This is a genomic window from Nostoc sp. JL34 (assembly GCF_017114945.1).
Taxonomy (GTDB): domain Bacteria; phylum Cyanobacteriota; class Cyanobacteriia; order Cyanobacteriales; family Nostocaceae; genus Nostoc.
Genome location: NZ_JABXKQ010000160.1, coordinates 1 through 12455, shown reverse-complemented (window position 1 = coordinate 12455; position 12455 = coordinate 1). Strand labels below are relative to the sequence as shown.

The window sequence follows — 12455 nt, the reverse complement described above, 5'->3', positions numbered from 1 at the left end:
TGATCGTTTCCTGCACCACCATACAAGGTATCACTTCCATAACCACCTAATAATTGATCGTTTCCGCCTAGCCCAGAAAGGCTATCATTACCATTTAAGCCTTCAATCGTATCATTTCCAGAAGTGCCGACTAAATTATCGTTATTGTTTGTTCCTTGAATAGCCATAGTTTTACTAGCCTTTTTTGGGTTTAAGATATGCAGATATACTTTATCATGTTATGTAATACGTATTACATGATTTTTTAGCTCAATATTTAGTATTGAATATTAATTATTATGTTGTTCTCTGGTTTTGAAATTTTGACAAAGACTCTTATAGATTGAATATTGAAATATGGTTTGTTTTTTGAAAAAGACCATAACAAAAGACGGGGTTAAACTTCATTCGTTAAACCCATAAAAATATCAAGCGATCGCTTGCTACCAAATTGATGCTGCTAGTGAATTGATAGTATAATAATCGTAGTAATTAACTAGATTAAGTATACAGATAATAAAGCAATAAAAATTAATTTAAGTAATTATTTAATACCTGATATTTTTCGGTAATTGACTAAGGTTTAACCAAACATCATATTACGGATATTAAACTTGTCGTTTTCAAAAGGGAATCGCCCACACCTGAGTAACAAGTATGGGCGATTCATTCTACAAAGAATTAGCTAAACTACAACAGATACTTGCTGCTTAAAGAAAGCTTGCAACACTCTCTCTGCTATTTGATGACTAGTTAAACCTAGGTCTGTCTTAGATTCATTGGGTTCAGCATGATCTACCAATACATCTGGTACACCGAATCGCTTGACAGGAACAAGAATATCTGCATCTAGTAAAGCTTCAGCGATCGCACTACCAAAGCCACCCATCACACAGCCTTCTTCTAAGGTGACAACACGGCCGATTTTCTTCGCTAGAGGCAAAATTAACTCGGTATCCAAAGGCTTAACGAAACGGGCATTAATTACAGTTGCTTCAATGCCATGTTCGCTGAGAATTTCCGCAGCCTGCATTCCTGGATAGACCATTGTGCCATAAGCAACGATTAACACGTCATCGCCTGTACGCAGAATTTCACCTTTGCCGATTTCCAAAGGTTCCCAACCTTCTTCCATCAAGGGAACGCCGTAACCATTGCCACGCGGATAACGCATGGCGATGGGGCCACTGGTATGGTTAACACCAGTTACTATCATGCTTTGCATTTCTGCTTCGTCTTTGGGTGCCATGATTGCTATGTTGGGAATGCAACGCAGATAGGCAATGTCATACATACCTTGGTGGGTGGGGCCATCAGCACCGACAATTCCTGCTCGATCCAAGCAGAAAAATACTGGCAGGTTTTGGATGCAGACATCGTGAATTATTTGGTCGTAGGCGCGTTGCAGGAAGGTAGAATAGATAACAGCTACGGGGCGCATTCCTTCAGTTGCAAGTCCTGCTGCTAGGGTGATTGCGTGTTGTTCCGCAATGCCGACATCAATATATTGATTCGGCAGTTTTGCTTGAAGTTTATCTAAACCTGTCCCCGTTGCCATAGCCGCAGTAATCCCGACAATTTTGGGATTTTGTTCGGCAAGTTTCACCAGAGTGTGAGAAAAGACTTTGGCATAAGCCGGGGGTTTGGGTTTATTAGAAGGAATGGCTTTGCCAGTTGCTACGTTGAAGGGGCTTTGGGCATGGTAGCCAACTTGATCTAGTTCGGCAATTTCATAACCTTTGCCTTTCACTGTTGCCACATGTACTAAGACTGGGCCTATTATCTGATGTGCTTGTTGGAAAGTGGCAATCAATTCTTCGAGATTATGCCCATCCACTGGCCCAATGTAGGTAAAGCCAAGTTCTTCAAAAACTGCACCTACCTTCGGAACAGCCAAGCGTTTCATACCTTCTTTGATGCGTCCGAGTTCAGGTGAGAGGGATTCGCCAACGAAGGGAATTTGCTTTAACTGTTCCTCAAGATTATCTTTAATAAATTGCACCGGTTGGCTGAGGCGCATTTTGTTGAGATAGCGGGGAATCGCGCCGACGTTGCGAGATATGGACATGTCGTTGTCGTTGAGAACAACCAACAAGTTAGTTTTCGGCATATGTCCGGCATGGTTGATGGCTTCTAAAGCCATACCGCCAGTCAGTGCGCCATCACCAATCACAGCAACGGCTTTAAATTTTTCTCCTTTCAAGTCTCGCGCTAAAGCCATGCCCAATGCTGCTGAAATACTTGTAGAAGCGTGTCCAGCCCCAAAGTGGTCAAACTTGTTTTCACCCCGTTTGAGATAGCCCGCAACTCCATCCTTTTGTCTGAGGGTGTGGAAGCGATCGTAACGTCCTGTAAGCAGTTTGTGGGGATAAGCCTGATGTCCTACATCCCAAATCACTTTATCTCGATCTAAGTCCAGTGTTTGGTAAAGTCCTAGTGTTAATTCGACAACACCCAACCCTGGCCCCAAGTGTCCACCATTAACTGCTACTGTTTGAAGATGCTTATCTCGAATCTGACGGGCAATCTGTTGCAGTTGGCGAACAGATAAACCGTGCAACTGATTAGGATGGGTGATTTCGCTCAGATGCATATTATAAGGTTTTCCTCTCTAACTTCGAGTCTCGGTATTTTGATTTTCCCACGGTCGGGTTGTCCACAGAATCAAACTCTTAACATTGTTACTAAGTTGTAGTGGAAAGTATAATTTCGTAATTGTTAATGGCGAAAAGTTTGTTATACATTAACAATTCGTCAAATTAAATTGCAATCAGTTAATGTTATAACACATTTGGCAATAAGTAATGCTACTTAAAAACTGTTTTTAGTTCGTATAGAAAAACAATTTTTATAGGAGTAGTTTGCGGGAGTTCCCTAAGCAGATTACTTTATTTTGCCATCTTAAGTTAGTACAAAAGAAAGTCAAATATTTTATTTATAACTATATATCTAGCATAATTGCTGGTAAATATTTAACAATAGTTTCTTCTCTTGTGCGGTGACAACAGCTAATTTTATCAGCGATCGCAAGTTGCCTATAGCGAGGAAAACATGTATCTAAAGCTACTCGATTAGTTTATCTAAATGTCATGTCTGGGTAATTAGTAGATTTTAACTATAATTCCCTGTAGTGAAGCGGAGCTAGCTGTGTTACCCTACCACAATGGTTAAATACCTGTAAATTGCTGTAATAATATTCACGTAACCAGAGACTTTCCAAAATTATTCGCAAACAACAATATTTCCGACTTCTTTAAGAAGTCGGAAATTTAAAGCTTTCGATTTTTACAAATCCAATAGGATTGCTATATCTATATCTCTATTTACCAAAAGCATCCTTAATGTTTTCAACAGTACGTTCAACAACATTCTTGGTGTTGTCTACTGCTTCTTTAGTCCGAGATGCATCTTCATTTGCTCTCTTCTGAATTGTAGCGGCATCATTCTTGGCTTTGCGCTCAATAAAGCTACCATTGTCTGTTGATTGGTCAACTTTATTGGCATTGCTCCTGGCAGCTTCCTTAACTTTATCTGCCGCATCATCAATGAAATTTTTGGTTCGTCCAGCATCTCTACTAGCTTTATCTTGAGCGCGATCGCCTGCGTCTGAGGATGCAATCAAGGTTGCAGCAGGATCAGCCATTGCTGAGGTGTTCGAGAAAAATGCACCTTGCCAAACGAAAGTGATCGCTAACATACAAAACAGCGTTGTGGCCATCCAGCGTTTTACGGTGGAAAGCTGTTTTGCAACATAATTGGATTTCATACAATACAATCTCATGTGATTTAGTATACTATTTCTACTTTATTTAGCTTATTAGCCATATCGATCTCTAGATAGAAGTTCTGGCGTCAATAGTTATGAAATGAATTCACTATTTTGATAGATTGAATTTTGAGTAAAGATTATTTCTTGGGAATTAAAGGTCGAATTCAACATTTTACAATTTTTGAACATAGGCGATCGCACCGAGAGAAAAATTAGCGATCGCCCTTTAGTTAATTAACTTGCGATCGCTTCTAGCGGGCGGTTACGCCATTGCAACGGACTTCTTCCGATTGGGACGCTTGCGTTCTGATTTTTTCTTAAATCCAACTGCTTGGGCTTGATCGCTATCTGAGCCATATTGCCCACGAATTACTTCTTTCATGGCTAATACAGCATTGTGAAATTCCCATTCTGCTAATCGCGCAGCATCAGCAGCAGCACGATATAAAGTTAGTTTTTCAGTTTCGGCTTGTTGTTGCACTAACATAGCTTGATAAGCTTGCTGTAAGTTTGCTACAGAGGCATCAGTACGGTTTGTGTTGTATGTGCTGATGGTTTGCAAGCCGTGCAATGAGTTTATATCTTGACTAATTGATTGAGAGGGCAAACGCCGGGTTTTATCTTGGGCGGGCATATATACATACTAGTATAGGGTATATATTTAATGTGCCCATTAGAACGAAAAACCTAACAGTAAAGTGAGATTTTTAGATAGAACAAGGTTAAAAAAACGTGAGTTAATTTTTGCAAGTCAAAACAATAGCATTGTCAGTCGATGCAATGGCATTGTTAGTCGATGCAACGGCATTGTTAGTTGATGCAATGCCATTGTTAGTCGATGCAATGCCATTGTTAGTCGATGCAATGCCATTATCAGTCAAAACAATGGCATTGTTAGTCGATGCAATGGCATTGCAGGAGGTTACAACATTAGATAGCGTAGCGATCGCAATTACTAAACTGAAAGATGTTCTATTGTTGTATCACCCTGTGAACTTCCTCCACAGACAAGACTAAGAAAGCATCACGCTGACATCAATTGCTGGATGCGCTGTGGTTCCTCTCCCAGCCAATCTGGATTTTGGGCAGTGCTGTCGAAGATTGATGAGGTTTTGAACGGCTCAAACTCGCCACGTGATGCCGCTTCTGCTGTTTTTGCTAAAAGCGATCGCACTTGCTCGTCATTCATTGGCTGGAACGTCCGCACTGCTTCAAAGGCTTGCTCTAAAATCTCCATACTGTCAATTCCGGTAATCACAACCGATGTCGGCAGATTCAAAGCATAGTGTAAACACTCAATTGGCGTTACAGTTTTTGACCGTAAAAGAATACCGTTTGCCAAGCTTTTCATCCCTAAAACGCCGATGTTTTGTTTCACAAGTTCTGGCACAACCAGCTTTGCAAAGCTCCGGTAGTGGGCATCCATTACATTTAGCGGCATCTGCACTGTATCAAATTTAAACCCGTGAGCAGCTGCAACTTCCAGCGTATGTAGATGAATATGGGGATCTTTATGCCCAGTGAAGCCAATGTATCGGAGTTTTCCAGCTTCCCGCGCCTCAATGAAGGCAGCATTCGCTCCTTCTGGGTCAAAAATTCGATGGGGATCTTCGTATCGAATCATTTCGTGATGCTGAACAAGATCGATGTAATCAACTTGCAGGCGTTTGAGTGATTCGTCTAATTGTTTTGCAGCTTCTTTTTTAGAGCGACCATCAATTTTCGTCATCAGAAATACTTTGTCTCGGTAGCCATCGCGCAGCGCTTTTCCCATCCGAATCTCGCTGACTCCACCGTTGTAATCCCAACTGTTATCCATAAAGGTGATGCCACGATCAATGGCTGTTCTCACAATACGGATAGCCAGTTGCTCATCAACGTGCTTCAAGGCGATGTGCCAACCACCCAATCCGATGGCGGAAACTTTCTCTCCTGTACTGCCGATAACTCGGTATTGCATTTCTGAGTTTGACGTAGTTCCTGACATGTGTTCTCCAAGTCTTTCAGCTATTACTTAAGTACATATAGCCATGTGCAAATTCAAACACAAGGTAAAGTTGACAATATCTTGCTGAAGACACACTTTTCCAACCGATCAGGATAAAGACTCAAGAAGCCAAAATACCGATGGCAATTTGGGATGTGTGAGGTAAAGAATTGAGGGCACAGCCATCAAAACGAAAGACTAATTATTGTAGAGACGGCGATTCATCACGTCTCTTGCGTGTGATTCATCTCGTCTCTTGCCTTAACCGAACAGTATTGAGGGCACAGCATTGCTGTGCCCCTACAACGTACTTAGTTCAAATAAATGAAAACTGTTGTAAAACATCAACAATTATTTACCGCTATAGAAAAAGGCAATTTCTTTCTCTTTTAGGGGTGCGAAATCAGCATCTACGAGTAATTGGTCGAGTTCTGCTTGGGGAATGTGCTTTGCCCCAATTCGCACAATGCGCGATCGCATAGTATTAGATACGCCACTACGCTGTCTATTGCCTTCTAGCGCCATAACTTTACCATAAAGTTCTAGCTTGGCAGGTGGAATGGGAGAACCATCAAAATCAATTCCTTGTGCGATCGCTTCATCAATTGCATCAGCACCAGTAGTAGTTTGATTCCCTGAGTTCGTTTCGGTAGGCATGGTAATTTGCTCCTCTTCGCTATGGGTAGATTTTACCAGCCTTGCTGACACAAAGCTGCCTACTAGCTTTTTCGCTGCTGAAAGCAACTGGCGTGTGGGGTGCAATAACTGTAGGAATCATAACTAAATGATCCGAACTCTTAATGAACCGTGGTTCATTACCTTATATCTTGCACCTCTACGTACAACCCCAGGTAAAGTAAAGATATGGGCGATAAAGATACATTACTTTTATTGGCTTTTGTCGCTAAATCAAGACTTTTGCTTTTTTACTGAGTAATAAAATTACATCAATTTTTCTTGGTGCAAGATGTGAGTTACTGTCTTAACGGGGCGATCGCCACTCGCCACGTACTAGCGTTGATATGACTCCTGACTACTTAACTATGCTTGAGTGAGAAGTTTTTGGACAATTTGCACCCCAGTAACAGCCTGCCAAGCAAAAAGTCCCAAAAGCGTGAAATTTATTAAAATGTGAGTTGCACGCGCCCAATTTGCTCCTTTTTGCATATAAGGAGACAAAGCAGCAGAAAATGCAATTAGACCCGTCATACCCAGCCCTGCTAGCAGGTGAGATCCGACAAATAATTTGCCATTATTGATGTAAGTGACAGCCATAGCTCCGATCGCACCTGTCACCATCAAAGCTAGGAGTATAGACCCCATTTGGTAATGTCTGACGTTATATTTACCTTTGATCAGTTCTTTCTTTTCTTCCCCCTGAGCATTTCTGGTACGCTGTACTTGCAGTCCCAAATAGCCAGCATAAATTGAGAGTACTAATAGCGCCCACATGAGCACCGGATGAAAGAAGTTCAGCCAATATTTTACCGATGCAGAAAGTTCCAGATTCATGGTGTTCTCGCCTAATTCTTAAATCTTCATAAAAATTAGCATAACTCTATTTTCTGTGCTTAAAGTTGCACAAATAAAAAGAGACTAAGGGATGAGGCCGGAAGACAAGAGTGAAGCCTACATTAGCTTTAAATTGCATCCAGTCAATAGATAGAATGCTTGCCAAGACTGCATTTCTTAATTTTTAATTTTTAATTTTTAATTTTTAATTGCATAACCCTCTTGCCAAAGTGGATAAACAATCTCAGACTAAATTTTGAGGGTAGACGAACAAAATCCCCTGTATGGGATCTGATCCATGACTGAAAACAACGAGACTGTGCTGCTAAAAGCTGCTAAAAGTGGCGATATTAAGGGACTGTGGGCGCTACTGGCTGCTGGTGCGAGGGTGGACGCGTGCGATCGCCAAGGCACGACGGCGTTAATGTTTGCTGCCAATTTAGGCTACACCGAAATTGTGCGATCGCTGCTGGATGCCGGGGCAAATATCAACTTGTCCAGAAAACTCTATGGTTTGACGGCTTTAATGTTGGCGGCTAGTGCCAAACAGCTTGACATTGTGCAGCTTTTATTATCCAAAGGTGCTGATGTAAATGCCACAAATGAAGATGGCAGCACAGCTTTAATGGCAGCAGTCCTTAAAGGTCATATCGATGTAGTGCGAATCTTATTGGCTGCTGGTGCCCAAGTTAAGATCGCAGATAAAGATGATGATACTGCGTTGAAACTCGCAGTTAAGCAGGGAAAAATAGAAGTTCTAGAAGCAATTCTTCAAACTGGTGTTGATGTCAATATCCAAGATCAGGAGGGTGAAACACTCTTAATGCTAGCGGCAGACTTAGGACATCTGGAGATTGTAGAAGCACTGCTAGCAGCAGGGGCTGATGTGCATGTGAAAAACGCCGATGCTGGAACTGCCCTATCAGCAGCAGCAGCGGTTGGACACAGTGCGATCGTAGCAGCTTTACTAGATCGAGGTGCCGAAATTAATCTCCAAGACCAAGATGGTGAAACTGCCCTACATCTTGCTGTTGTAGAAGGCTACATTGATGTCGTGCAAGTGTTACTTAATAGGGGTGCAGATGTCCAAATTAGGAATCACCTGGGTGATACGCCACTGCTTGTAGCCGCATTGCAGGGACACAGCCAAATTGTCGAGGTGTTACTGCATTCTGGCGGAGATATTAATGGAAAAAATCTTGGTGAAGTACCTTTGACGTTGGCTGCATCACAAGGACACACTCAAACAGTGAAAGTCTTGCTAGACTATGGTGCTGATGCCAACATTCCAGGGGATGATGGCAAAACTGCTTTGATCAAGGCAACCGAACGCAAGCACCCAGAGATTATACATTTGCTGCTGGCAAAGGGAGCAGATGTTAATTTTCAAGACTCAGCGAGGGCAACATCATTGATGTGGGCTGCCTCAGCAGGTTATGACGAAATTGTGCAGTTATTACTGCAAGCTGGGGCAGATGTTAATTTGAAAAACCGGGGTGGTTATACTGCTTTGATGATTGCAGAATTTAATGGTTATAAGAATGTAGTGCGGAGTCTGCAAAAAGCTGGGGCGCAAGAATAGCCATCTGAATTTTTCATCTAAAATTTTTTCAGAAATATCTTGACAAATCATTAAATGAAGGTTATCTACTTAAATACCAAGCAAGTTTAAAACAACCAAGTTTAGACTTAAGAAACAAACAAAGCAAAACTCCGTCGTAGCTGTTGTGAACTTGCTACGGCGGAGAAAAGAAAAATTAAAACGCCAAGAGGGAGCAGGCTAAATGCTTGCGTGACAAGGATAGAAAGAAAGCAAAAATGAAGAAGTAAATTTACCTTTTACTTTTTACCTTTTACCTGCTCTCCCCCTTGGCGTTTCCTACTGTGCTAGATGTGCAAAATATATAGTTTTTAGTTGAGCAGAAAAGTATTCTAACGATCATTTTTTATGTATCATCCAAAAGGCTAAATACAAACAAGTCACCAAAAAAGGTTGATATGCAATCATTTGGGCGTTCCTCCGAAAAGTTAAAGAAAAAATAAATAAAAAATTAAATTTAGTAGAATCACTGTGGTGAATCCCCAGTCACCATAATCCTAAACAGTGACTCATGACTTGACCAAGCAAAAATGGCTAAGACTTCTTTCAGGAGCTAGGAGGCAGTCCCGCTTGAGTAACCCATATTTAATAGCATGGAACTTATAGGCTGTGGAAGTATTGTTTCTAGCGGCACTTTCGGCTCCATATAATTCTTCCTTTTAAACTGGGTGATGACCCAGAACTATGGTTCCTGAGCTTGTCTAAAGAAAGTTTTCATTCATAATTCTTTCCTCCTGCCTGCTCTTATAAAATTTGCAGAACAACTAGTGTCATATCATCAGTGTTTTGTTTATCAGCACCGATGAATTGCTGAACTTGGTCAAATAGATAATCCACAATCTCCTCTGGCCCATTGCAGTACTTACAAGCCGTATTGAAGCTAGCAACAAAATTGTCTTCATCGAAGCGATCGCCACCAGCGGCAGCAGCATCAGTCAAACCATCTGTATAGTAAATAATTGTATCTCCAGGCTCTAACTGTGCCTGGGCATCTTCATATTGGCTGTTAGCATCCAAACCGATTAGCATTCCTAGAGTATCTAGACGGCTGACAGTTTTTGTAGCTGCGTGCCACCACAAGGGAGGATTGTGTGCAGCATTGCTATAAGACAAAATTCGGCTGTGGGGATTATATTCTGAGTAAAATAGCGTTACAAATCGGTGGGAATTTTCCAAATCCGCATACATAACTCTATTTAAGTTTTGCAGAATTCCGGCTGGGGAATTACCATGTAGCACTTCTCCCCGTAGCATTCCCCGCATCATCGTCATAATCAGCCCAGCCGGAACACCTTTGCCCATCACATCTCCAATAACCAAACCCCAGCGACTAGTTTCCGTGCCGCCTTTGGTCTTGGGCTGGATCTTATTGTGATTGGTAGCAATAAAATCGTAGTAGTCTCCGCCAACACGATTGGCAGGTTTACAGCGTGCCGCCAGGACTGCACCAGGGACTGTGGGGCATTGCCGTGGTAGAAGTCGCCGTTGAATTTCTGCGCCAATTTCTAGTTCTTGGTCTAGGCGTTCTTTTTTTCTTAGTTCTACAGCTAGTTCATCGTTTTCGATCGCTACTGCTGTTTGGTCTGCCACTAACCTAACTAACTTTTGCCTAGTTTCTGTCCAACTATATTCTGGATCGCGGCTCAAGACATAAAGCCATCCCCGTTCTGTATGCTTTACCAGAATCGCTGTACCAAAGATTTGCACATCTGGCCCCAAATAGCGATGCATTTGGTCATCTAAAATCCCCGTAGCATTCGCTAGAGGGGCAGTATTGGGCATAAGTGTGATTTGACTGCTGGCTATTTCTAGCGCTTTGCGGATATTCTTGCGCTGGCCACTATCTTGCCAATGTAACTGCTCTAACCTGACTTGACCATTAGGTTTGTAGAGAAACAAGGCGCTGCCGTCTGCATCTGTCACTCTTGTTGCCATCAGCGGGATCAGTTCCAAAAACTGATTCAAGTTATTGAAACTTCTCAGGGCAAATCCTAAAGAACTTAGCAAATCTTGAATTTTGTTCTGTTCCCGGTGCAACCTGGCCACAAGTTCTTTGAGTGCCACGATCGGTGTGACATCCGTCGCGGCACTAGTATTGTTATCAGTGGGTTGAGAGGGCAGTTGAGACACAGGCACAGGTACTATTGCACTTTATATTGGCAGATTTTAGATTACTTATAAACCTTTTGGCTTTGGCATTGCTAAACCATATTTAGACAAGACTTGTCATTTTAACAAGAGTATAAAGACGTAACAAGCAAAATTTATAAGTATTTTATTTGCTTATTGTATTTCTGATGGAATATTAGTAATTTCAAATCATGTATTTTTAGTCCAAACTCAACCCGTAAAAATTACTACTTTCGGTAATAGTTTATGAAGTTTTTCATTTTTTCATCACTTAATTCCCAAAGCATATCTCTAAAATCATATAAATACTTTACTCAAAGAATAATTTATAACGCTTTCAGAGTGATTGTTTGGGCAGAGGCAAGTAGGAGACTAGAAGTCTTTTGAGTGAAAACCCCTAAAAGTGCTCAATCAAGCTTGGTTTGGTAAAAAACAGACTTACACTCATTTTGAAACCTGAGAATATGTAAACAAGTCTTCAAATACTTAATTTGTATACCATAATTGCCGGGATAATTGCCAAGATTGAGCTTTTCCATTTTCAATTTCTCGTTTTGCAAATTTTGAGTTGCTGAAGATGCAAAACTTCAACTTATTGAAACGGGATAAAAATGAGATAACCCAACATTTTCAGTCAGCAGGAACAGACTTAAGCCATTAATTCTGTAATTAATTTTAGGGGTGAGTCATTTGGTAAGTGTAAGATATGAATAGGAAAGATAACACTAAATCAAAAAAAATATCCTCCAAAAACTTTAAGTCAAAAGTTAGAAAGAGTGTTGTCCTTTAACCATTCAGAATTTAAACCTCTGGATTTACTAAAAATATTTGTAGATACTTTCACCAGTAGCCGATGAGAATACACCTGAGAGTGTTGAACCAGCTTACTTACCCCAATTAGCTTTTTGAGTCCACAATGGACGATTCTCCGAAGTTATGATGTTCGGAAGCCGTCTTCCTCGTGAGGTAGGCGCTGGGCAAACAGCTAACACTCCTACCTCTACTCTTCAGTAAGCTAGGCAGACCATGCTGCTCTCTCGACTCGCTAACGCACTTGCTTCTTTGAAGGAGTACAAGTCGCCATAGCTAACACCAGTCACCTGCGGAGGAAAACCCTCCCCCAGTGCTGGACTCAACCGCGATGGTTTCCCAAGGCGCTACTCCCCGCTCAGACAGATGTCCATCCCACAATAGTTGATTTGTGGGGGGAAGCCTCTCGTTTGTCCTTTAACTTACTGCAAAATGCAAGTCTAGGGTCTTTTGTATGTTGCAACTAAATACCCGTATTGCTACATTTAAAAAGCTCATTCATGACATGAAAAAAGGGCATTAGCTTGAAATCTTAGCAAAAGTCACCCATTTATTGTGACAAACTCATGATTTTAGGACTTGATCTGTTTCTAGTTAGTTCAAGTGATAATACCAGATCAGTTATCCCTAAATTTATCAGTTTGTCAAGAAAAATTTTTAACTCCAAA

At 41.3% G+C, this 12455-nt stretch carries 9 protein-coding genes and 1 pseudogene; 2 read left to right on the top strand and 8 right to left on the bottom strand.

Annotated elements, in window-relative coordinates:
- From HWQ44_RS29250 to HWQ44_RS29235, 4 genes and pseudogenes are all read right to left on the bottom strand, one after another.
- Positions 1 to 167: pseudogene (locus HWQ44_RS29250) on the bottom strand (calcium-binding protein); the annotation flags it as partial.
- A gap of 497 nt (positions 168 to 664) precedes the next feature.
- Complete coding sequence (gene dxs, locus HWQ44_RS29245) at positions 665 to 2572, bottom strand: 1-deoxy-D-xylulose-5-phosphate synthase (protein WP_292725451.1); 1908 nt, start codon at positions 2570 to 2572, stop codon at positions 665 to 667.
- Positions 2573 to 3298: 726 nt separating this feature from the next.
- Positions 3299 to 3745, bottom strand: coding sequence for a hypothetical protein (locus HWQ44_RS29240; protein WP_292725450.1), 447 nt, complete (start codon positions 3743 to 3745; stop codon positions 3299 to 3301).
- Positions 3746 to 4010: 265 nt separating this feature from the next.
- On the bottom strand, positions 4011 to 4382 hold the full coding sequence (locus HWQ44_RS29235; protein WP_292725449.1) for a hypothetical protein: 372 nt from the start codon (positions 4380 to 4382) through the stop codon (positions 4011 to 4013).
- Between the two features lie 131 nt (positions 4383 to 4513).
- On the opposite strand from HWQ44_RS29235, the gene HWQ44_RS29230 reads away from it, so the two are divergent.
- Complete coding sequence (locus HWQ44_RS29230; protein ID WP_292725448.1) at positions 4514 to 4765, top strand: hypothetical protein; 252 nt, start codon at positions 4514 to 4516, stop codon at positions 4763 to 4765.
- Positions 4766 to 4772: 7 nt separating this feature from the next.
- On the opposite strand, the gene HWQ44_RS29225 is transcribed toward HWQ44_RS29230, so the two are convergent.
- From HWQ44_RS29225 to HWQ44_RS29215, 3 genes are all read right to left on the bottom strand, one after another.
- The gene (locus HWQ44_RS29225) at positions 4773 to 5735 is read right to left on the bottom strand and encodes an aldo/keto reductase (RefSeq protein ID WP_292725447.1); all 963 of its coding nucleotides are present in this window, start codon (positions 5733 to 5735) and stop codon (positions 4773 to 4775) included.
- Between the two features lie 351 nt (positions 5736 to 6086).
- Positions 6087 to 6392, bottom strand: a complete 306-nt coding sequence (locus tag HWQ44_RS29220) for a DUF4090 family protein (RefSeq protein ID WP_179065827.1) — start codon at positions 6390 to 6392, stop codon at positions 6087 to 6089.
- Positions 6393 to 6776: 384 nt separating this feature from the next.
- Entirely contained in the window at positions 6777 to 7247 is a 471-nt protein-coding gene (locus tag HWQ44_RS29215; RefSeq protein WP_292725446.1) for a DUF4079 domain-containing protein, read from the bottom strand.
- Positions 7248 to 7545: 298 nt separating this feature from the next.
- On the opposite strand from HWQ44_RS29215, the gene HWQ44_RS29210 reads away from it, so the two are divergent.
- The gene (locus tag HWQ44_RS29210) at positions 7546 to 8829 is read left to right on the top strand and encodes an ankyrin repeat domain-containing protein (protein ID WP_292725445.1); all 1284 of its coding nucleotides are present in this window, start codon (positions 7546 to 7548) and stop codon (positions 8827 to 8829) included.
- A gap of 762 nt (positions 8830 to 9591) precedes the next feature.
- Here the strand turns inward: HWQ44_RS29210 and HWQ44_RS29205 are convergent.
- Complete coding sequence (locus HWQ44_RS29205) at positions 9592 to 10983, bottom strand: PP2C family protein-serine/threonine phosphatase (protein WP_292725444.1); 1392 nt, start codon at positions 10981 to 10983, stop codon at positions 9592 to 9594.
- Between the last annotated feature and the right edge of the window lie 1472 nt (positions 10984 to 12455).